The sequence below is a fragment of the Streptomyces sp. NBC_01255 genome (assembly GCF_036226445.1).
Lineage (GTDB): Bacteria > Actinomycetota > Actinomycetes > Streptomycetales > Streptomycetaceae > Streptomyces.
Map to the genome: position 1 here is coordinate 7,667,383 of NZ_CP108474.1, position 21,090 is coordinate 7,688,472.

Consider the following 21,090-nt stretch of genomic DNA (forward strand, 5'->3'; position numbering starts at 1 on the left):
TTGGTGTGCGGCAACGTAAAGGCAGCGTTAGGGTCAGGTCAACGGTTCGGACGAGAAGGAAACGAAGTGGACATGAAGCCCGCGGGAGACCGCCGCGTCCGCAGGACGCGGGCCGCACTGCGCCAGGCCCTGGTCGAACTGGTCCTGGAGAAGGGGTTCCACGCGATCACGGTCGAGGAGATCACCGAACGCGCCGACGTCGGCCGGGCCACCTTCTACGCCCACTACCGCGACAAGGAGGACCTCCTGGTCGGCATCGTCCGCGACCTCGCCGAGGACCGGGACCGCCTCCTGCCGGCGGTCCGGCAGGCGCACGCGGAGGGGTTCACCGGGCTGCCGGTGAAGTACATCTTCGAACATGCCGAGCAGGAGAAGCCCGTCTACCGAGTCGTCCTGCGGGGCGAGGGCGACGGGCGGGCCCTACGAGAATTCACGGACCTCATCTGCGCCCACGCCGAGGCCGCCTTCCGCACCCGGACCGAGCAGCTCGCGGTGACACCGCGGATCCCCCTCGACGTCGTCGCCCGGGCGTGGACCGGCGAACTCGTCGGCCTGCTCACCTGGTGGGTCGAGAACGACACCGGCTACAGCGCCGCCGAGATCACCGCGCATCTGCGCGACCTGTCGGTCTACGGTCGCGTCTGGGCCACCGGACTCGCCCCGTCCGACGCCCCGGGAGCTCTCGACCTCACCCCCTGAACCCCGCCTGCACCACGGCCTCCTGCCTGCCGCCTGACAGATCTGGTCGCGTTACCGAACAAGATGTACGGTAACGCGACCAGAAGGTGCATGACCGAAGAGCGGAGCGGACGCATGACAGGCATACCGTCGCTGGCCGACCTCGTATGGGCCCGGGGATACACCGATCCGGCCTGGGCCCGACGCCACATGACCTCAGGGCGGGAACTCGTTCCGAGCCGCAGTGTCTGGCGCGGCTCCGACGGCGCGTCCGTACTACCGACCTCGCCGGCCGGTGCCCTCGACGACCTCACGTTCACAGGACCACACGGCCGGTCCCTCACCCTCACGGAGCTGCTCACCCGGGCCGAGACCGACGCCCTGCTGGTCCTGCACCGCGGCCTGCTCGTGCACGAGGAGTACCTCCACGGGTACGAGCCCCAGGTCCCGCACTTCAACGCCTCGGCCGCCAAGTCCTACCTCGGACTCGTCGCCGCGGTCCTGGCCCACGAAGGGCAGCTCGACCGCGGCGCCCACGTCGCGAAGTACGTTCCCGAGCTCGCCGGCACCGCCTTCGGAGACGCCCAGGTCGACCACCTCCTCCACATGGGCACGCAGATGAGCTACGCGGGCCGCCCGTACGACAAGGCACTCGAAGCGCAGCGCTACTTCGCCGTCCTCGCCCCCCAACTGCGTCCCTACGGCTACACAGGGCCGGCCACGATCCGCGAACACCTCGCCACCGCCCGGGCGACCGGCGAACCGGGCGTCGACTTCCGCTACGAGAACGGCAACGTCGAGGCCCTCGCCGAGGTCCTGCGCCGCGTCACCGGCACCACCACCTCGGCTCTGCTGTCCGAGATGATCTGGTCCCGGATCGGCGCGGAGGAGGACGCGTACTACCTCCTCGACTCAGAGGGCTCAGAGGCCGCCTGCGGCGGCTTCAGCGCCACCGCTCGCGACCTGGCCCGGCTCGGTGAGATGATCCGCTGCGGCGGCGCGATCGGTGACCGCCAGATCGTCCCGGAAGCCGTCGCCTCCACCATCGTCTCCGGCGTTCCGGACGGCTACTCCCACCGCGTCCGCTTCCCCGCCGCACCTCCCGAGGCGCCCGCCACCCTCTCCTACCACGACCTCTGGTGGATCCCGAACGACCCGTACGGCTCCTTCATGGCGAGCGGCATCCACGGCCAGCGCCTCTTCATCTCGCCCGCCCTCGACCTGGTGATCGTCCACTACGCGTCCCAGATCATCTCCCCGTCCGTCCCCCAGGTCCCCCTCGTCCAGGCGTTCTTGAAGATCGGCACGCACCTCCGCGGCTAGGGGGTGTCTCTTCGATCACGTGAGATCCATTGGGCGGCTGACGGCAGTGGCCCATCACGGGAGTCGACGGGCCAGGAAAATGTGTCGAACGCGGAGTCGACCTTTGAGAAGGTCCTGAGTGTCCCGGAACTGCTGCGAAAGGAAGCCCGTGCCGCGTGCTGTCACATTGATTCGCTCTGCCTCCCTGTCCGATGTCGCGGAGTACGCCTACGCGGCCACGGCCCCGGCCGAGTCGCGGCTGATCTTCCTGGCCGGAGCATGTCCTCTGAATGAGGATGGCTCCACTGCGGCGATCGGGGACGTCGCGGGGCAGGCGGCCAGGGCTGTGGAGAACATGCGGACCGCTCTGACGGACTCGGGCGCGTCACTGCACGATGTCATCAGCACCCGTGTTCTCGTTGCCTCTCACCGGCGCGAGGACCTGGTGAAGGCGTGGGAGGTCGTCCGGGACGCGTTCGGTGACCACGACGTGCCCAGCACACTGATGGGTGTCACCGTGCTCGGTTATGACGGCCAGCTCGTAGAGATCGAAGCCATCGCCGCCGTGCTTGATTCCTGAGCCGACGGGCCATCCCTGCCGAGGGACCAACCGCCCCGCCCGGGTTTCGGCTCCGGTCACGATCGGAGCCAAACGAGGAGGGCGGCAGCGGTGACGGTGACGAGAACGCAGAGCCCCTTTTGAGGAGCTGGGTGGGGCGGGTGGCGGGTTCTTGGGTGCGCCGGCGGCTTCCCGGGGTTCTTGTCGACCTTGACCCCGATGTCCTTCCACAGGGGCCACCGCGGGAACGGCGAGAAGGGCGGGCGCAGCGTCGCGGCGGTCTCCTCGAACCGCGGGGTGGCCGCCGTCTCGGCCTGGTACTGCTCCGTGGTGGACTCCGCCAGGCCCTCGGAGTGGCGGCGGACTTCTTTGCGTCCTCCAGCTCGTACGACTCTTGGTGCAAGGGCGCGCGAGGGGCGGTTCGACTGTCGTCAGGCCCAGGCGGCCGCGCGCCGGATCGCGTCGAGCGTGCGCGCCACGTCGTCGTCGGTGGTCGACCAGTTGCTCACCGAGATCCGCATGACGCGTCTGCCGTGCCAGGTGGAGCCGCTGATCCACGCCGTGCCGTCGTCGAGCAGCCTGGCGAGTACCCGGTCGGTGCGTCCGTCGCTGCCGAACTCGGCGCAGACCTGCGTGAACGCGACCTCGTTGAGAACGGTCGCGCCGTCGATCTCGGCGATGCCGGCGGCGAACGAGGAGGCGTGGCGACACAGCCGCTCGACGAGGTCGGAGACGCCTGATCGACCGAGGGACCTGAGGGCGGCCCACACAGTGAACGCTCTTCCGCGCCGCGAGAGTTCGGGCACCTTGTCGATAGGGTCGCCGTGCTCGTGCTGGATGAGGTAGTCGCCACGCTCGCCCATCGCCGCCCGGACCGCGGACGCGTCGCGCACGATCGCCAGTCCGCAGTCGTAAGGGACGTTCAACGTCTTGTGGGCGTCCGTCGCCCAGGAGTCCGCGTCCGCGCAGCCCGCCGTCAGGTGGGCGGAGCGCGGCGAGGCGGCTGCCCACAGTCCGAACGCGCCGTCGACATGGACCCAGGCGTCTGCCTCGCGCGCCGCACGGATGCTCGCGGCGAAGGGATCGAAGGCGCCGGAATGGATGTCGCCGGCCTGGAGGATCACGATCGTGGGGCTCTGTCCGCCGGCGGTCAGCGCCTTCCGCAGGGCCTCGGGCTCGATGCGTCCTTGATCGTCCGCCGCCACCAGGTCGGGCCGACCGAGCCCGAGGTAGCGCAAGGCCAGGTCGATGGCCATGTGCCGGGACTCGCCGGCGACGACACGCACGGGCGGGCCACCCGTGAGGCCGTCGCGGGCGACGTTCCAGCCGGTGCGCCGCAGCACCGTGTCCCGCCCGGCGGCGAGGCACGTGAAGTTCGCCATCGTCGCACCCGTGGTGAAGCCTACGGAGCTGCCCCTCGGCAGGCCGAGCAGATCGAGCAACCAGGCGCCGGCGATCTCCTCCGCCGCCGCGTACGCGGGCGAGACGGTGCGCATCACACAATTCTGGTCCCAGGCGCTGACCAGCCAGTCAGCAGCCAGCGCGGCCGGCTCGGTGCCGCCCACCACGAACCCGTAGAAGCGGCCGCTGGGGAACGCGGTGAGCCCCGGCTCACAGGCCGTGGCCAGCAGGTCGACGACGTCGGCGGGCGTGCTGGGGCCGGCAGGCAGTTCGGCACCGAGCGCGCTCACGATCTCGTCGACCGAAGCGCGGGCGGGAATCCGGCGGTCGGGCAGGCTCGCCAGCCACCGGACAGCATGGTCGTACGCCTGTCGGAGCGCCGCCTCACGCGCGTCCATACCTCGGACTATGCGACGGTCGCCGCCGCCCCGCAAGCCGACTGTGGTCGGGGTCCGTCGCGATCCGGAGGGAAGGTCCGGATGCGTTCCGGCTGCTGTGTTCCCCCGGACGGGTCGACGGACTCGCCCCGGAGTCCGACGTTGCGTCCAATCGATCTGCTGTCCCACCCTCCGTCGGAGAGCCACTCGACCGAACCGCCGACGGAGAGCGCGGCGCTCTCCGTGGGGTCTGCTCCTCGGCCGCACTTCTTCGCCACAGGACCGAACGTGCAGGTCATCATCGATGCCGGCACCAGACTAGTGGTCGCGGCGGCCCGGCCTGTTCCGGGCAACACCGCCGAGGCGAGGGCCTGGCGGGACTCCGGCATGGCCGCGGCATTGCGAAGGCGTGACCGTGCTGGCCGACGGCGCGTACATCAACACCGGGCTCGTCGTCCCGCACCGCAAACGCCTCGGGCGGGCCCTGCTGCCCGGCGAAGAGGAGGACAGCGCCGAACACCGGAAGGTCAAGGCCCGCGTCGAGCACGCCTTCGCCCGGATGAAGCACTACAAGATCCTCCGCGACTGCCGCCAGCGCGGCAAAGGCCTCCACCACGCGGTCCAAGCTGTCGCCCACATGTACAACCTCGCCCTCGCCGTACAACAGGAACGGCGCCGAACCGGGCCCTGACCCGCCCGGACGCAACCTTCTGCAACTGCTCTAGGCGCCAGCGTGGCCCCTGCGGTCGTTCCCCTTCTCCTGTGTGCCCTCGGGCTCCTTGCCGCCCGCTAAAACGATGCGTAAACGCTGCGTCTTGAGGCAGGCCTCCGTTCGCCGGAACCTGAGGGGAAGGGAAGCACCCGCCCGTACACCGGGCAGGAGAGGATTCGTCATGATCGCAGTGCCCACGGTGACCCGTCCCGCCGCCCTGGCGTCCGAGGAGGAATCCGGACCTGTGAGCCCTGCCCCCGACGAGCTGACGGACGCGGAGCTCGGCGCCGGACTCGCCCGGGGCGACCCCTACTGCCTGGCTCTGGCCTACCGGAGGTGGGGCGGCCTCGTGCACACCCTCGCCAGTCGGACGATCGGGGACGCTCGTGAGGCGGAGGACGTCACCCAGCAGGTCTTCCTCGCGGCCTGGCGCGGCCGCCACGGATACCGCCCCGACCGAGGACCCGTCCCGGCCTGGCTGGTCGGCATCACGCGCCGCAGGATCGCCGACACGCTCGCCGCCCGCACCCGCAGGGCCGCGCTCGTCGCCGCCGCGGGGGCCGCGCTGCCCCCGCCCTCCGTAGCCGCCGACGCCCCCGACCAACTGCTCGACCGCCTCGTGATCACCGGCGAACTCGCCCGACTCCCACGCGTCCAGCGAGATGTCCTGGCCCTCGCCTACTTCGGAGACCTGACCCAGGCGCAGATCGCGCGGCGCACGGGCATGCCCCTCGGCACGGTCAAGAGCCACACCCGGAGAGGCCTGCAGCGGCTCCGCTGCCGCCTCGTCGCGGGCGCCACGACCGTGCCCGGGGAACCCGCACCCAGCCGGTGGGCGGACGGCACCGAACCACCCATGGGGACGCTCCGCGCATCAGGTGCGCGGACCCTCCGAGATGTGAGGGAGGACGCATGAACCGGCGAACCGTCGCGGTCGTCGGGGCGGGAGTGGCCGGCCTGACCGCCGCTCACTTGCTGTCGCGGATTCACGACGTGGTGCTCTACGAGGCGGACGCCCGGCTCGGTGGGCACGCCCACACCCACGAGCTGCCGACCCGGGAAGGCGGCACCGTGCGCGTGGACACCGGCTTCATCGTCCACAACGAGCGCACCTACCCGCATCTGCTGCGGCTGTTCCGCGAACTCGGCGTCGCCACCCAGGACGCCGAGATGAGCATGTCCGTCCGGTGCGACGGCTGCGGCCTCGCGTACGCGGGCGCCCGTGGCCCCCGCGGTCTCCTCGGCGGCGGCAACCTGCGCCGCGGCCGCCACCTTCGGATGCTCGCCGACGTACCGCGATTCCACCGGTCGGCCCGGCGCCTGCTCGCGTCCCGGGACGACAGCCAGACCCTCGGCTCGTTCCTGGAGCGCGGCGGGTTCTCGCCGTACTTCGTCGGTCACTTCGCCATCCCACTCGTGTCCGCCGTCTGGTCCTGCGCGCCGGACACCGCCCTGCTGTACCCGGCGGGCTACCTCTTCCGGTTCCTCGACCACCACGGGCTGCTGTCCACCACCGGTTCGCCGCGGTGGCGGACGGTCACGGGAGGCTCCGCCGCCTATGTGGACAGGGTGGCCAAGGGGCTCGCGGCCGTCCGTACCGCCACTCCGGTCCGCGCGATCGAACGCGGCACGGACCAGGTGCGCGTGACCACCGCCGACGGGGAGTCCGAGGTCCACGCGGCCGTCGTCGTCGCCGTCCACCCCGACCAGGCGCTGCGGATGCTCGCCGACGCCACCCCCGCCGAGCGCCGGGTCCTCGGCGCGTTCACCTATTCGCGCAACCTCACCGTGCTGCACCGGGACACCACCCTGCTCCCGGCGCCGACGCACGCCCGTGCCTCATGGAACTACTGGCTCCCCACCTGCGACGCGCGCCCCGGGGCAGTCAAGGTCAGCTATGACATGAACCGGCTCCAGCGCCTCGCGGTGGACGAGCCGCACATCGTGACCCTCAACGCGGACGGCCTCGTCGACGAACGCACGGTGCTTGCCCGCATGGTGTACGAGCACCCCGTCTACACGCCCCGTTCCGTCGCGGCCCAGCGTGAACTGCCGGGCCTCGCCACGCCCGTGACCGCCTTCGCCGGCGCCTACCACGGCTGGGGATTCCACGAGGACGGGTGTCGCTCCGGAGTCGAAGCGGCCCGGGCTCTGGGGGTGACCTGGTGACCGACCACGCCACACCCGGCATACCGGCCGCATCCGTCTCACCCGTGGCGTCCACGGTGCCGGCGCTCTATCCCTGCGAGGTCGCCCACACCCGCGTCGGGCCTGTGCGCCACAACGTGCGGCAGCGCACGTACCTGTGGCTCGTCGACCTCGACGACCTGCCCCGGCTGCCCCGCCTCCTGCGCCCACTGGCCCGCTTCGACGCCCGCGACCACCTCGGCGGCCGGGCACCCACCCTCCGCGCCGGCCTCGACGCCTACCTCACCTCCCAGGGCGTACGGAACGCGGACGGGCGGGTGCTGATGCTCGCCCACGCGCGTGTGCTCGGCCACGTCTTCAACCCGCTCACCCTGTACTGGTGCCACGACCGGACCGGCAGCCCCGTCTGCGTCGTCGCCGAAGTCCACAACACCTACGGCGGGCGACACTGCTACCTCCTGCGGCCCGACACGGCCGGACTCGCCGACGTCGCCAAGGACTTCCACGTCTCCCCGTTCTTCGACGTCGAAGGCTCCTACCGGATGCGGCTGCCGCTCCCCGGCGAGCGCCTCGATCTCACCGTCCAACTGCGGCACGGCGACGGGAGCCGGCCGCTGACCGCCACTGTCCGTGGCCGCCGCCGCCCGGCCGACACGCGCGGCCTGCTCACCACGGTGCTGCGCCACCCGTGGTCCACCGCCGCCGTCAGCGCCGGCATCCGGTGGCACGGGATCCGCCTGTACCTCAAGGGCCTTCCCGTCCGTCCCCGTCCCGTCCCGTCCACCCGAGAAGGCATGCTGTGACCGTCTCCGTCCCGTCGGCCGTCCCCCTCGTCGCGGCTTCCGACCGTACGCCCGTCAATCCGGAGCGCTGGCCCGACGTCGCCCGCCTCCCGCGCGCCTCGGGCCTGCGCACGGCCATCGCACGGCGCGTCCTCGCCCGTGCCTTCGCCCGGCTTCCGCTGCGGACAGGCCCCGGCGGCCGGCCCGGCGCCGTTCCCCGCCCCCGCACCGGTGAGGCCGGCGCGCCCACCCTGACCCTGCACGACCCGACCGCGTTCCACCGGCGGGTCGGCGCCGACGGGCTGATCGGCTTCGGCGAGTCGTACATGGCCGGAGAGTGGGACAGCGACGACCTCGTGGGCCTCCTCACGGTGCTCGCCGCCCACGTGGATGACCTCGTACCCGCTCCGCTGCGCCGGCTCCGGGGCGCCTGGGTACGCCGCCGCCCGGCCCGCGACCGCAACACCCTCGAAGGCGCGCGGGACAACATCCGGCGTCACTACGATCTTTCGAACGACCTGTTCGCCCGCTTCCTCGACCCGAGCATGACCTACTCCTCGGCCGTGTTCGACACCCTCCCCGCCACACCGGGGGAGTTCACCGCGGCCCAGCATCGCAAGATCGACCGCCTGCTGGACCTGGCCGGGGTCGGCCCGGGGACCCGGCTCCTGGAGATCGGCACCGGCTGGGGCGAACTCGCCGTACGCGCCGCCTCGCGAGGCGCCGACGTCCTGACCGTCACGCTCTCCGAGGAGCAGCGCGCGTTCGCCCTGCGCCGGATCGCCGAGGCCGGCGTGTCGCACCGGGTGAGCGTCGAACTCCGCGACTACCGGCAGGTCCAGGGCCGTTACGACGCCGTGGTCAGCGTCGAGATGATCGAGGCGGTCGGCGCCGAGTACTGGCCCGCGTACTTCACCGCCCTGCGCCGCCTCCTCGCGCCCGGCGGGGCCGTCGCCCTCCAGGCCATCACCATGCCGCACGAACGGATGCTGCACACCGCCCGGACGCACACCTGGATCAGCAAGTACGTCTTCCCCGGCGGCCTCATCCCGTCACGGGACGCCCTCGCCCACGAGAGTGCGGCCGCCGGCCTGGGCATCACCCACGACACCGGCTTCGGCGCGCACTACGCCGAGACGCTCCGGCTCTGGCGGGAGGCGTTCGTCCAGGAGTCGGCGGCGGTCGCCGCACTCGGCTTCGACCGGGTCTTCCACCGCATGTGGGAGCTGTACCTGGCCTACTCCGAGGCGGGTTTCCGGGCGCACTACCTCGACGTCCGCCAGCTCCGGCTCGTCGCCACGGATGGCCCCGGGGCGTCCCGATGACCGCGTCCGCACTGGTGGTCAATCTGGCCGCGTCGGCCGGAGCGGCCCTCGCGGTGATGCTGGTGGCCTTCGTGATCGCCTCGGTGAAGGGCGTCCACCGGATCGTCGACGTCGCCTGGGGCCTCGCCTTCGCCGCAGTCGCCGTCGTCACCTGGGTACTGTCCGCCGAGTACGGGGACGACGGCCGGCGGCTCGCCGTCACCCTGGCGACCTGCCTGTGGGGGCTGCGACTCGCGTTCCACATCGCCCGGAGGGGCCGCGGCCACGGCGAGGACCCCCGTTACGCGAAAATGCTGGCCCGGGCACCCGGCAATCCCGCGTTCTACGCGCTGCGCAAGGTCTACCTGCTTCAGGGCGCGCTGGTCTGGCTCGTCTCCCTGCCCGTCCAGGCGGCGGCGTACCTCCCTGAGGGCGTGGACCCCCTGCTCGTCCTCGGCCTCGTCCTCTGGGCGGCGGGCCTCGCCTTCGAAGCGGTGGGGGACCGTCAACTCGCCCGCTTCAAGGGCGACCCCGCACATCAGGGGCGGATCATGGACCGGGGACTGTGGAGCTGGACCCGGCACCCCAACTACTTCGGCGACTTCCTGGTCTGGTGGGGGCTCTACCTGACCGCCTGCGCGACTTGGCAGACTGCTGTCCTCAGCCTCGTGTCGCCCCTGGTGATGAGCGCACTGCTCATCTGGGGGAGCGGCAAGCGGCTGCTGGAGAACCACATGGCGCACCGACCCGGTTACGCCGCCTACGCCGCCCGCACGAGCGGCTTCCTGCCTCGGCCGCCCCGCCGGGACGCGGGGACGGAAGCCCGATGAGGGCCGCCGCCCTCATTGGCTTCGTGCATCTCTAGGAACAGCAAATGGGGACGGGTTTGGGAGGCGTTTGGTGCTCGTCCGTCGTCTGGATGTCGATGAGAGAAATGACGGCGCCGGCTGTGGTGGAAGCTGGCTGGTCCTTTTCGGTCGCTCGGCTCCCTGCTGGGGCCACTGCAGACGAACGTGACAGACGATGTCTCCTGAGGAAGACTCGCGTGATGCGTGATCGTGTAGATGCTTCCTCTGGCCTGGTCTTGCGCAGTTGGAAGACCGAAGATGCCGCGGCGGTGATGTCCGCGTTCGCGGATCCGCTCATGCGTGGGCAGTCCATCGAGCCGGTTGATTCTGCGAAGGCGGCCGAGCGGTGGATAGCGGCTCGTGGTGACCAATGGGCCACAGACTCTGGCTATTCCTTCGCCGTCGTCGATGGTGGTGGCCTTGTTCTCGGCCAGGTATGTGTCGGCTCGGTGGATCGGCGTCACGCCGTTGGCTGGGTGTCCTACTGGACGACAGCAACGGCGCGTGGCCAGGGCACGGCTTCCCGTGCCTGCCGTGCTGTGGCCCGCTGGGCTTTCGACGATGCCGAACTCTTCAGGCTGGAGCTTGGGCACCGAGTGAACAACCCCGCCTCATGCGGGGTGGCCCGCGCCGCCGGCTTCGCGGTGGAAGGACAGCAACGACAGAAGCTCGAGTACGACGGTGTGCGCTTCGACGTGGAACTCCATGCGCGTCTGGCAACGGATACGGACCCTGTGTCGTTGTGAGAGGGCGGTGCGGACGGCCCGTTGTCCACGCGGGTCAACGGGCCGTCGGGGCAGTGGTCCGTGTCAGCTGACCTTGGTGGGTTCTTCAGCTCGGGCGCGGGTGTTGGCGAGGCGGAAGGAGTCGGTCCCGGTCTCGATGATGGTGCGGTTGAAGGTGAGGCGGTCGACGATGGCCGCGCAGAGCCGGGGATCGGTGAACGTCTTGGTCCAGCCGCCGAACGACTCGTTCGAGGCGATCGCGACGCTGTTCTTCTCCTCGCGTTCGGTCAGGACCTGGAAGAGGGGCTGGCTCTTCTTGATCCACTCGCAGTTGGCGAGGGTGTGGATGGTGGCCGGGCCGATGTTGGGGTTGGCGTCGAAGGCGAAGTTGGTGGCGTTCCAGCAAGGGCTACCGAGGGTCGACGGAGAGGCTCTTGATCATCTCGCCGTTGACCAGGATGACGAGACAGCCGCAGCCGCCGATGCAGTATTCGACCTCACCTTCAGATGTGCGGTGGTGGGACCTTAGCGTCCACAACTGCGTTTTCGCCGGAGTCGGCTCGTGGCAGACGGGGCAGCGGTCGTCCGACGGCGTGACCGCGGATGCTGGAGTCATGCCACCAACATGGCGTCACTGTCTAAGGCGCTTCAACCATTACATTGGGCGGGGTTCACGCGGGGCGAGCGCCGGGGCGATCGGCAGGTCCGACACGCTGAGCGGCGCGGCGCACCGACCAGGCGCCGGCCAGGACTACCAGGGCCATGGCGCACAGTTGGCGTGCTGTGAGCTGCTCGTGCAGCAAGACGAAACCGACCCCCGCCGCCACGGCGGGGCTCAGTGCGAGCAGCACTCCGAACGCGCGCACATCGATGCGCCGCAGGACCGTCATATCCAGCGAGTACGGGATCAGGGAGGACAGAAGGGCCACCATGAGCCCGGTGCCGAGGACGGCAGGGTGGGCCGCCACCGTGCCACCGTCTGTGACGGCGGTGATCGGCGTCAGCACGCAGGCGCCGCAGGCCAGCGCCAGGGTCAGGCCCGTCCAGTCGGGGAACAGGTGCCCGACCCGCTGACTCAGGACCACATACCCGGCCCGGCACAGCGCGGCGGCGCCCCCCAGCAGCAGCCCGGCGGCGGAGAGCGAGGCTCCCGGGGTGGCCAGCAGGAGTACACCCACAAGCGCCAGCGACGCCACCGCGAGGTGCTCAAGCCGACGGGACAGAACGATCGACAAGGTGAGCGGCCCGAGCAGCTCCAAGGTTGCGGCCACCCCGATCGGCAGGAGGCTGATGGCCTGGAAGTACGCCAAGTTCATGGCCGCGAGGACCAGACCAAGTGAGATCGCCGCCCGCCACTGCGCAGCCGTGACCTCCCGCAGTCGCGGCCGGACCAGTACCCACAGGATCGCGGCCGAGAAAAACAGCCGCATACCGGCCAGCGCCGTGGGACCGACTGTCCCATAGGCATCCTTGGCCACGGCCGAACCCGCTTGAAGGCTGACGATCTGAGCCAGCATCAACGCCGGAGCCGTCGCGGCACCCTGCCACGGTGCGCGGGGGATCTTCACCGTCGTGCTCCTCCGGGTCCTCTCCGTGGTCAGCGCCGCCAGGCTCTGCCTGACGACCGTGCCGGCCACCCAGCCTGCCGCCGCGCACCACTACGGCTCGGACGTCCTACGATGATGTAATCGCCTTATGCATTTCAACCATTACGGCGGGGAGGCCGCCCGGCTGGCCGCGGACCTGGTCAACCTGACCGCGCCACCATCCCCCGAGCACCTGGAACCACTACTCGCCACGCACGGCGTGGTGCACCACACACTCACCGCCGCGCAGGCCGAGACGATCTGGACATGGAGCCGGCGCCTGGCCGCGTGCTTCGGGCGGCAGGACCTCGAAGAGCGTTGCCAGGCAGTCAATGCACTTCTCGCCGACGCCTCCAGCAGTCCTCGGATCTCCCTGCACGACGGCCGACCCCATCTGCACTACAGCGCCACTGGCGCCGACGCAGCCGCGCACATCCGAGCCGTCACTGCGGCCGGACTCGCCTACGTCGTGTGCTCCGCCGACGCCGAACGGCTGGGGCGCTGCGTGCGCCACGACTGCGGTCTGGCATTCGTCGACATCTCCCGCAACGGCCGACGCGTCTACTGCTCCGTGCGCTGCGCCAACAACGACGCCGTGGCGCGTCACCGCGAGCGGCTCCACGGTGACGCCCGGCCGTCAACTGCACGGAAGCCCCGCCGAACCTGACCATCCTCGGGAGTCCTGGGCGTTCGTGCGCCGGGCCCGGACGGCCGGTGCCGAGGCGGTCGGGATCCCGATGCCCACCGGAGGCCACGCGATGCTCCGCGGCGCCGCCCACTGGCACCGCCGTACCGCCGAATTCACTGCCGCCGCGCTTCTGCCCCGCGACTGAGCCCGACGGCACCCCCCACGCCTCAGCCGGCGGGATTCCGGTCGGCGGCGACGGGGTCGGGGGCGGCGGCGCAGCGGCGGGTGAGGATGTCGAGTGCGTCGCGCAGCCCGGCGGGCCTCAGCATGCTCGGTGCGACCGGGCGGCCGGCCCAGCCGGGGCCGGCGAGCAGCACCAGGGGGTGGATCCGGGCGCCCCTGACGCCGAACGAGGTGTCGGCCACATGCCGGGCCAGGGCGTGGCTGGCGGTCGAGCGGGACTGCGACCAGAGCACCACGGCCGTCGGCCCCAGCCGTCGTACCGCCGCGTCGAGAGCCTCGGCCGGTACCGCCGCACCGAACATGCGGGCCGGCAGGCCTTGTTCGGCGAGGCCGGCGGCCAGGGCTTCCAGGGAGAGGGTGTGCTGCTCGCCCGGGACACAGGCGAGCAGCAACGGTGTCGTGTAGTCCGGATGCGGCCGGGCGGAGCCCGCCAACTGCCGCAGAGTGGTGGAGATATGCCAGGACAGAAGGTGTTCGACCTCGACGTACCGGTCGCCCGAGGACTCCCACTTGCGTCCGACGGCGTGCAGGGTGGGCACAAGCACCTCTTCCCACGAGGTGACGAGCCCGTGTGCCGTGACCAACTCGCGCAGCAGCGTGTCCATGGTGGGGCTGTCGAGGCGAACCGCTGCCCTGGCCAGTCCCCGGAACTCCCGGTGGACCTCGCCGAGCGGCAGCCCGTTGCCGGACCCCGGGGCCCGTGCCGGCACGGAGACGCCGGGCAGCTCGGACGGGAGTGGCCGGCGTCCGGCTCGGGCCCTGGCCACCCGGGCCGCCTCGGCCGGTGGCACGCCCGATGTGGTGAGCCGGCACATCGCCTCAAGGAGGGCGATGTCCGTCGGCGACCAGCGTCGGTGCCGACCGTCCTCACGCACCGCCGGGCCGATCCCGTATCGCTGATCCCACGATCGCAGCGTGGTGGGGGAGACCCCCAGACGTCGGGCCACGGCCCCCGTCGTGACCCCGTGTGTCAGGTCGGTCATGCACCCATGGTACGACGCACAAACGACGCGAGTGCGAGGTCACCAAACCGGAGGACCCTCAGAGCGCCCGTACGAGGTAACCGCTCCGCGGAGCCGTCGTTGACACGGGCATGCAGTCGCACGCACCCCTTGCGGACACCGGCATATCCCCCACCGTGCCCACCCGCCCCACCCGCCCCACCCGCAACGACGCCGAGGCCGCCCTCGTCGAGCACTACCCGCAGCTCGTCCGGCTGGCCCACCTGATCCTCCCGCCCTCCCTCGGCAGACACCGCCGTGTGCTTACCGCGCACGCGCTCGTGCAGAAGTCCTTCTCGGCGGGCGCTCTCTCGCGCTCGGGCCCGACCCCCGGCCCGACGGTTCACCCGCAGCGCGGAGAGCCGGGCCCGGTCCTCGCGTGGCTGCGGCAACGCGTCGTGTCCGCCGCCCTGCGCGCGGCGGCCCGCCCCCTGTGGTCCTTCGGGTGGCACCCGCTCCCCGCCGTCCTCGGCCTGAGGCTCTTCCCGCGGGCCGGTGCCGACGACGAAGTCGCGCTGGAATCCGCACTGGCCGCCGTGACCCCGGAGGTACGGGCCGCCTTCGCCCTGCGTGTACTCGAAGGACTGGGCGCGCAACCCACCGCCCTCCTTCTCGCCGCCGCGGGCGTCCCCTCCTCGGACGAGGCCCTCCGCGCCGCCGACCGCCTCCGCGCCGACCTCGGTGCCGACGCCGAACTGCTGCTGCACGGCGTCGAGTTCGACCCGTGCACCGTGCAGGCCCGGCCGACGGACCTGCTGCGCCGCCGGCACCGTATGCGCCTCGTCACCCTCGCCGCCGTCGCCGCGCTGCTCGCCGCGTCCACGGCCGCCGTACTCGCCCCGCGGCCCGACCAGGCGGCACCCGCGCCGCCCGCCACCGCCCTCGCCGCCGCCTCCGCCCGCGCTTCCGACCCCGGGCTCCTGGTCCGTACCCCCGCGGAGCTGTGGGCCGACACCGCGCGCGTCGACTTCACCGCGTGGCCCGCCCGTGGAGGGCGGACCGGCGACATGGCCCTGCTGTCCCGTGCGCTCGATGCCTGGGCGCGGGGCACCGGTGACCTGGCCGGGGTCCGGGTGACCGTCACGCCGGGAACGCCGACGACGCCACCCGCCGCCCCTGCCCGACTGCTCTTCGCCGGAACGGTCGACGACTCGGCCGTCGTCCTCCTCCACGACGGCGGCCGGCTCGTCCGGTACGCCGAGCCGCTCGCGGGCCGGGGCGGGGTGCTCCTCGAACTTGCCCGGGTCGACGACGCGGACGTGACCACCGGTGCTGCCGTGGCGGTGAGCAGGTCACCGGGTGGCGCACGGTTCCTGCTGGCCCCCTGGATCGACGAGAGCGCGGTGCGCGACCTCCTGAGGCCCGACGTGCCGGCCCGTCAGCTGGCCGTCTCCGAGGACGGCGTCACCGACCCCGTACCCGAGGCGCCGGGCGACTGCCGCAGCGTTCCGGCGCTGCACGTGCGGTCGTCCACCCGGATCGTGGAGGACCACTCCTTCCTGCTGGTGGACCTCGGCGAGCTCGGCCCCGTGCACCTGACGTGGACCCCGGCACCGGGGGCGGGAGCCCCCGCGCGCCGGCCGCGCGAGGCGACGTCGGCCGCGGGACTCGCCGCCTGGGCCCGTTCGGCCTGCGCGCTGCCCGGCCTGCGGGGAACCGGCGTACGGGCCGTGAACCGGTGGGAGTTCGCCCAGCAGCCCCTGCCGGAGCGGGCCGGACACGCCACCTGGACGTGCACCCGCGCGGAAGGCTGGGACGGGCGCGCCCGCGTGGCGGTGGCCTGGGAAGGGCCGGGCAGGAGCACCCGGCCGGCGCCGGTACGGGTGCCGGTACGGGTGCAGGGCAGGGCGCCCGCGGACACGGCGGCGTGCAGTAGCTTCGGCCGGCACCTGCTGGCGGGGACGTATTGGACGGCACCCTCCGGGGCGCGCTACTTCCTCGCCGCGGGCAGCCGCGCACTGACCGCTGTCACCGCCCGGGGAGCCGTCTCGGCCACCGTACGCGGACAGGTCCTGGCCGTCCGTACGAACGCGGGCGGCCAGGTCCGGCTGACGGGCACGGTGCCCGGCTCCGGTGAACTTCGCGGCTGGGGGGAGGAGACAGGACCCGGCGGTTCTTGAGGCCGAGATGCCGATGACGGACACCCCCAGGGGTCAGCGGCCAGGTGCCCGGAGGGCTCCCAGCTCCTCGTTGAGTGCGGTGAGGAACCGCAGCGCCGTGGCCAGTTCCTGTTCGTCGAAGTGCTCTCGGGCCCGGGCGGTGGCCTCGGCAAGCGGGAGGAAGTATCGGCGTGCGGCCGCCCGCGCCCCCTCCACGTAGTGCACGTGGACCACCCTGCGATCCGCGCTCTCCCTGGTCCTGCGGATGTGACCGGCCTTCTCCAGCCGGTCGAGACAGGCGGTGACCGCCCCGGACGTCAGGCTGAGGTGCTCGCGCAGCCGGCCGGGTGTGAGCGGCTCCTGGCTGTCCAGGATGATGCCGAGCGCCTGCACGTCGGTCGGGTGCAGGCCCTGGGCCAGCGCGAAGTCGTGCACCAGCCTGCTGATCTCCCCGTGCGTCCGGCGCAGGGCGACGGCGAAACTCTGGAGGTCACCCGGACTCTGGAGGTCACCCGGCGCCCCGCCGGGGGGCGAGGTCCTGTCTCGGTCATCGGTGCTGGCCACGCGATCAGCCTAAGTGGCGGGACCGTCCGCGGACGAAACGGCGGAGGGCCCGTCGCGCCTCGGGGCCGGCCTTCGGCGCGAGTTCGACGGCCCCGCTCCGGCCTGCGTCCACGCCTTCGGCCTGCCCGGCGGGGCACGGGGCATCGCGGACCGGGGCCGTGACTGCGCTCATCCCGGCGCTGTCTCGACCCTGTCGGATCCACCGTCTCCTCGCTGTCGACGAGCTCTCTCCATCCGGGAAGACCGACTGCTCGGGCGTCGGGCGCATCCGTGTGCCGCGGCCACGGGGAAGTTCACGGAGACGCGCCTGGCACCAGTCGGGCCGTGGTTGAATTTATCTCAATCATTGAGAGTTTTCGATGTGAAGTAACTGCCCCTGCCTTGGAGCCCCCATGCGCTCGTCCACCCCATGGGTCCGACGTCTGCTGCCCCTCGCCCTGCTCATCGCCTGGCTCGCCATCGGAGGCGGTCTGGGCCCGTACGCCGGCAGACTCGGCGAAGTCGCCACCAACGATCAGGCCGCGTTCCTGCCACGCAGCGCGGAATCCACCCAGGTCGTCGAGGCCCGGAAGACGTTCCGCCAGGACGAGACCCTGCCCGCGATCGTGGTCTGGACGGGCGCCTCCGAAGGAGGCGAACTCGGCAAGGCCCAGCAGGCCGCGGCCACCCAGGCCCTGGCCTCGATGACCGGACAGCCGGGGATCGTGGGGACTCCGTCCCCGGCCGTCGCGTCGAAGGACGGCCTGGCCCTGAGCGGTGTCGTGCAACTGCGCCCCGACCTCGAGGAGGAACTGCCCACCGTCCTCACGGCCGTGACCGCCGCAGCCGGTACGGTTCCCGGCACCACAGCACAGCTCGCGGGCCCGGCGGCGACCCAGGCCGACCTGAGCGATGCCTTCGCCGGGATCGACGGTCTCCTGCTCGCCGTCGCTCTGGCGGCCGTCCTGCTGATCCTGCTGCTCGTCTACCGCAGCGTGCTGCTTCCTCTGGTGATCATCCTCGGGGCGGTGTTCGCGCTCGGCCTGGCGTGCGCCGTGGTCTACGTGCTCGCCGACCACGACATCGTGCGTGTGGACGGTCAGGTCCAGGGCATCCTGTCGATCCTCGTCATCGGCGCCGCCACCGACTACGCGCTGCTGCTGGCCGCCCGGTACCGCGAGGAGCTCGCCGCGTACGAGGGCGACCGCGTCCCGGCCATGCGCGCTGCCCTGAGGCAATCGGTCGGACCCGTCACGGCCAGCGCGGCCACGGTGGCCCTCGGTCTTCTCGCCCTGCTCTTCAGCGATCTGACGAACAACCGGGCGCTCGGGCCGGTCGGCGCGATCGGCATCGTCTGCGCGGTCCTCAGCGCGCTCACCTTCCTGCCCGCCGTCCTGGTGCTGCTGGGCCGGGCCGCCTACTGGCCGGCCAAGCCCCGGCCGGCGGACGCGGCAAGCGGCGGCCACGGCCTGTGGCGGCGGGTGGCGAGCCTCGTGGACCGCGCCCCGCGCAAGGTGTGGGCGATCACGCTCGGCGGTCTGCTGGCGTGCGCCGCGTTCGCCCCCACCCTGGATTCCCGGGGTGTGCCGCTCGACGAGATCTTCGTCAACGACGCGCCGTCCGTCTCCGCCCAGAAGACTCTGGGCCGCCACTTCCCGGGCGGCTCGGGCAACCCGGCGGTGGTGATCGCCGACGCCGCGGCGCTGCCCGCCGTGACCGCGGCGGCCGAGGCCACCGACGGAGTCGACTCGGCGACCCCGGTGACGACTACCGGCCGGCCGGGCGTCGGCGCTGCCCTCGTGGTGGACGGCAGGGTCGGAATCGACGTCATCCTGAGCGACGCGGCGGACACGACGGCAGCGAAGGGGACCGTTGTCCGCCTCCGGGAGGCCGTGCGCGCCGTCCCCGGAGCCGATGCCCTCGTCGGTGGCTACACCGCCCAGCAGTACGACACCCAGCGCACCGCCGAGCGGGACCGGACCCTCATCGTGCCCGTGGTGCTGGCCGTCATCCTCGTCATCCTCGTCGGCCTGCTCCGCTCGCTCCTCATGCCGGTGCTGCTCGTGGCCACCGTCGCTCTCAACTTCCTGGCGACGCTCGGGATCTCCTCACTCGTCTTCCAGCACGTCTTCGGCTTCACCGGCACGGACTCGTCGGTGCCGTTGTACGGGTTCGTCTTCCTGGTCGCGCTCGGCGTGGACTACAACATCTTCCTGATGTCCCGCGTACGGGAGGAATCGCTGCGGCACGGAGTCCGCGAGGGCGTGCTGCGCGGACTGACAGCCACCGGCGGGGTCATCACCTCGGCGGGCGTGGTCCTCGCGGCCACCTTCGCCGCCCTCGGCGTCATCCCTCTCGCGTTCCTGGCACAGATCGCCTTCATCGTCGCCTTCGGCGTCCTTCTCGACACCCTGGTCGTCCGCTCCCTGCTCGTCCCCGCCCTCGTGCGGGACATCGGACCGAAAGCCTGGTGGCCGGGCGAGCTCAGCCGCCGGGATCCGGGCAGGCCGACCGGGAAGCACGGTACGTAGGCCGCGTGTGCACGGACGCGGCAGACCGATGGAGAACGTTCGTCACCCGGCGTCTCCCGTGCCCAGTGGCCCGGCGGAGATACTGGAGCCATGGGCTCACCAGGCGCGTTCGTCGACGACCTGCGGAAGCGGTGCGGTGCATCACTGCTGTACCGGGTCTCGGGCCCTCACGCGCACGACAAGCGTGCCCGTATCCATGGCACGCCCGGACCGCGCTGGTTCGGACCCGAACGCCCCGTTCGGGTCGTCCACGGCGATGCGTCGATGTACGTCGGTGGCCTCGCAGCCCTGCTGCTCCAGTCGCTGCACCCCGTCGCCATGGTGGCGGTCGCTGCCCACTCCGACTTTCGGGGTGACCCCTGGGGCCGGCTCCAGCGCACCAGCACGTTCCTGGCGGTCACGACGTTCGGGCCGAGCCGAGACGCGGAGCGAGCCGTGGAGCGGGTACGCGGCGTGCACGAGCGGATCCGGGGGAGCACCTCCGAGGGGGTGCCGTACCGCGCGTCCGATCCTCATCTCCTGACCTGGGTGCACATCGCGGAAGCGGCCTGTTTCCTCAGGGCCCACCAACGCTACGGCCGGCGTCCGCTCGATCCGACCGGGCAGGACGGGTACGTGGCCGACATGGCTCGGGTCGCGTCCCGTCTCGGCGCCGAGCGCCCTCCCGAAACCGTTGCCGAGCTGACGACACGCCTCGCCGAGTACCGTCCGGAGCTTCGAGCCACCCCGGAGTCCCGTGCGGCGGCACGCTACCTGCTGTCACATCCTCCGCTGCCGGCCGCGACGAGGATTCCGTACGCGTTCCTGGCAGCGGCGGCGGTCGAGTTGCTGCCAGCCTGGGCGCGAGTGTCGCTGGACGTGCCGTACGCGACCCGGATCCTGCTGCCGGTGGCCCGGCCCTGCGGCCGTGCGGTCATCGCCGCGATCCGCTGGGCGACTCCGCCCGTTCCGCCGGCTCCAGGAGGGCCTTGACGCGGGCGGTGTCGGGTTCACCCGGGCGCAGGACCGGGTAGACGTCACCACGGGCCGGCGACCCCGTAAGGCCAGGTCCGGCGCCGACGAGGTCCTGGGTGTTTGCGCACGCCTCGCGCCGGGCTGGACGCCAGGGGGTCTGCTCAGCGTCGGGCGGCGATCGAGGGCTTGGGGCGCTTCCCGGACGATGCCGAGCGGGCGGTGACGGTTCTTCAGGAGCGCCTTGGGGCCGAGAGTGGGATCACGGAGCGGCTGCTGGTGGTCCGGACGATGGCCGACCTGGCGCTGCGGCTCTCGGCGGCTCGGGTACCGGCGCGGGCGTGGTTCGACACCTTGGCCGACACTGCCGCGGTGGATGCCGACATCCGTCTTGCGGCCCTCGTCCAGCGGGCCCGCTGCGCTCCCGAGGCCATGGACGACAGCACGGTGCCCACCGCGATCGGACTCCTCCGCCAGGTCACTCCCGCGCCCCGGCCGAAGGAGAACAAAGAGGAGGGCCGGGACTCGTCGGGTCCGTGCGCGTGCGAGGCCGAGCCCGAACCCGACCCAGGCGTTCCCCCGCACATTGCCGCCGCCATCGCCGACCTGGAACGGCACGGACGAGTCCATGCCCCCACCACCCCTCTTCTCGCGGCCTTCCACGAGGCCCTG

The 21,090-nt window shown here is 71.8% G+C and carries 17 protein-coding genes and 2 pseudogenes; 14 read left to right on the top strand and 5 right to left on the bottom strand.

Translation table 11 applies throughout. The features are described 5' to 3' along the window. The first annotated feature begins 72 nt into the window (after positions 1–72). From OG357_RS34810 to OG357_RS34820, 3 genes are all read left to right on the top strand, one after another. Positions 73–699: a TetR/AcrR family transcriptional regulator gene (locus OG357_RS34810; RefSeq protein WP_329624896.1), complete on the top strand. Its 627-nt coding sequence runs from the start codon at positions 73–75 to the stop codon at positions 697–699. A gap of 114 nt (positions 700–813) precedes the next feature. Then, positions 814–2,001 (top strand): serine hydrolase domain-containing protein, encoded by a 1,188-nt coding sequence (locus OG357_RS34815; protein ID WP_329624897.1) that lies wholly within the window; start codon positions 814–816, stop codon positions 1,999–2,001. 148 nt (positions 2,002–2,149) lie between these two features. Next, on the top strand, positions 2,150–2,560 hold the full coding sequence (locus OG357_RS34820; protein WP_329624898.1) for a RidA family protein: 411 nt from the start codon (positions 2,150–2,152) through the stop codon (positions 2,558–2,560). 410 nt (positions 2,561–2,970) lie between these two features. Here the strand turns inward: OG357_RS34820 and OG357_RS34825 are convergent, their stop codons facing one another. Continuing rightward, positions 2,971–4,338, bottom strand: a complete 1,368-nt coding sequence (locus OG357_RS34825; protein WP_329624899.1) for a pyridoxal phosphate-dependent decarboxylase family protein — start codon at positions 4,336–4,338, stop codon at positions 2,971–2,973. Positions 4,339–4,602: 264 nt separating this feature from the next. Here OG357_RS34825 and OG357_RS34830 point away from each other — a divergent pair. The 7 genes and pseudogenes from OG357_RS34830 to OG357_RS34860 form a co-directional block, all read left to right on the top strand. Then, positions 4,603–5,008: pseudogene (locus tag OG357_RS34830) on the top strand (transposase family protein); the annotation flags it as partial. A 202-nt stretch (positions 5,009–5,210) separates the two neighbouring features. Then, on the top strand, positions 5,211–5,945 hold the full coding sequence (locus tag OG357_RS34835; RefSeq protein WP_329624900.1) for a sigma-70 family RNA polymerase sigma factor: 735 nt from the start codon (positions 5,211–5,213) through the stop codon (positions 5,943–5,945). Further along, complete coding sequence (locus OG357_RS34840) at positions 5,942–7,198, top strand: NAD(P)/FAD-dependent oxidoreductase (RefSeq protein ID WP_329624901.1); 1,257 nt, start codon at positions 5,942–5,944, stop codon at positions 7,196–7,198. Before OG357_RS34835 ends, OG357_RS34840 begins: the two co-directional genes overlap by 4 nt. Next, positions 7,195–7,980, top strand: a complete 786-nt coding sequence (locus OG357_RS34845; RefSeq protein ID WP_443066773.1) for a DUF1365 domain-containing protein — start codon at positions 7,195–7,197, stop codon at positions 7,978–7,980. Before OG357_RS34840 ends, OG357_RS34845 begins: the two co-directional genes overlap by 4 nt. Then, complete coding sequence (locus OG357_RS34850; RefSeq protein WP_329624902.1) at positions 7,977–9,284, top strand: cyclopropane-fatty-acyl-phospholipid synthase family protein; 1,308 nt, start codon at positions 7,977–7,979, stop codon at positions 9,282–9,284. Before OG357_RS34845 ends, OG357_RS34850 begins: the two co-directional genes overlap by 4 nt. Next, complete coding sequence (locus tag OG357_RS34855; RefSeq protein WP_329624903.1) at positions 9,281–10,093, top strand: DUF1295 domain-containing protein; 813 nt, start codon at positions 9,281–9,283, stop codon at positions 10,091–10,093. The genes OG357_RS34850 and OG357_RS34855 overlap by 4 nt, the downstream gene beginning before the upstream one ends. 218 nt (positions 10,094–10,311) lie before the next feature. Further along, on the top strand, positions 10,312–10,857 hold the full coding sequence (locus tag OG357_RS34860) for a GNAT family N-acetyltransferase (protein WP_329624904.1): 546 nt from the start codon (positions 10,312–10,314) through the stop codon (positions 10,855–10,857). 63 nt (positions 10,858–10,920) lie between these two features. Here OG357_RS34860 and OG357_RS34865 read toward each other — a convergent pair. Continuing rightward, positions 10,921–11,223, bottom strand: a pseudogene (locus OG357_RS34865) (ATP-binding protein); the annotation flags it as partial. Between the two features lie 284 nt (positions 11,224–11,507). Next, a complete protein-coding gene (locus tag OG357_RS34870; protein ID WP_329624905.1) occupies positions 11,508–12,404 on the bottom strand; it encodes an EamA family transporter in 897 nt (298 codons plus the stop codon). Between the two features lie 127 nt (positions 12,405–12,531). Here OG357_RS34870 and OG357_RS34875 point away from each other — a divergent pair, with 127 nt between their 5' ends. Continuing rightward, on the top strand, positions 12,532–13,089 hold the full coding sequence (locus tag OG357_RS34875; protein ID WP_329624906.1) for a CGNR zinc finger domain-containing protein: 558 nt from the start codon (positions 12,532–12,534) through the stop codon (positions 13,087–13,089). A gap of 188 nt (positions 13,090–13,277) precedes the next feature. On the opposite strand, the gene OG357_RS34885 is transcribed toward OG357_RS34875, so the two are convergent. Continuing rightward, positions 13,278–14,276, bottom strand: a complete 999-nt coding sequence (locus tag OG357_RS34885) for a MerR family transcriptional regulator (protein WP_329624907.1) — start codon at positions 14,274–14,276, stop codon at positions 13,278–13,280. Positions 14,277–14,431: 155 nt separating this feature from the next. Between OG357_RS34885 and OG357_RS34890 the strand changes: the two genes are divergently transcribed. Beyond that, positions 14,432–16,414, top strand: coding sequence for a hypothetical protein (locus tag OG357_RS34890; RefSeq protein WP_329624908.1), 1,983 nt, complete (start codon positions 14,432–14,434; stop codon positions 16,412–16,414). A gap of 33 nt (positions 16,415–16,447) precedes the next feature. Here the strand turns inward: OG357_RS34890 and OG357_RS34895 are convergent, their stop codons facing one another. Further along, positions 16,448–16,957 (bottom strand): MarR family winged helix-turn-helix transcriptional regulator, encoded by a 510-nt coding sequence (locus tag OG357_RS34895; protein ID WP_329624909.1) that lies wholly within the window; start codon positions 16,955–16,957, stop codon positions 16,448–16,450. Positions 16,958–17,349: 392 nt separating this feature from the next. Here OG357_RS34895 and OG357_RS34900 point away from each other — a divergent pair, with 392 nt between their 5' ends. Beyond that, positions 17,350–19,467, top strand: coding sequence for an MMPL family transporter (locus OG357_RS34900; RefSeq protein ID WP_329624910.1), 2,118 nt, complete (start codon positions 17,350–17,352; stop codon positions 19,465–19,467). Between the two features lie 90 nt (positions 19,468–19,557). Further along, on the top strand, positions 19,558–20,439 hold the full coding sequence (locus tag OG357_RS34905) for an oxygenase MpaB family protein (RefSeq protein ID WP_329624911.1): 882 nt from the start codon (positions 19,558–19,560) through the stop codon (positions 20,437–20,439). The last annotated feature ends 651 nt before the right edge of the window (positions 20,440–21,090 follow it).

Coding starts and splice junctions, on each gene's coding strand:
- OG357_RS34810 (WP_329624896.1), top strand. CDS start 73: ATGAAGCCCGCGGGAGACCGCCGCGTCCGCAGGACGCGGGCCGCACTG.
- OG357_RS34815 (WP_329624897.1), top strand. CDS start 814: ATGACAGGCATACCGTCGCTGGCCGACCTCGTATGGGCCCGGGGATAC.
- OG357_RS34825 (WP_329624899.1), bottom strand. CDS start 4,338: ATGGACGCGCGTGAGGCGGCGCTCCGACAGGCGTACGACCATGCTGTC.
- OG357_RS34835 (WP_329624900.1), top strand. CDS start 5,211: ATGATCGCAGTGCCCACGGTGACCCGTCCCGCCGCCCTGGCGTCCGAG.
- OG357_RS34840 (WP_329624901.1), top strand. CDS start 5,942: ATGAACCGGCGAACCGTCGCGGTCGTCGGGGCGGGAGTGGCCGGCCTG.
- OG357_RS34855 (WP_329624903.1), top strand. CDS start 9,281: ATGACCGCGTCCGCACTGGTGGTCAATCTGGCCGCGTCGGCCGGAGCG.
- OG357_RS34860 (WP_329624904.1), top strand. CDS start 10,312: ATGCGTGATCGTGTAGATGCTTCCTCTGGCCTGGTCTTGCGCAGTTGG.
- OG357_RS34875 (WP_329624906.1), top strand. CDS start 12,532: ATGCATTTCAACCATTACGGCGGGGAGGCCGCCCGGCTGGCCGCGGAC.
- OG357_RS34885 (WP_329624907.1), bottom strand. CDS start 14,276: ATGACCGACCTGACACACGGGGTCACGACGGGGGCCGTGGCCCGACGT.
- OG357_RS34900 (WP_329624910.1), top strand. CDS start 17,350: ATGCGCTCGTCCACCCCATGGGTCCGACGTCTGCTGCCCCTCGCCCTG.
- OG357_RS34905 (WP_329624911.1), top strand. CDS start 19,558: ATGGGCTCACCAGGCGCGTTCGTCGACGACCTGCGGAAGCGGTGCGGT.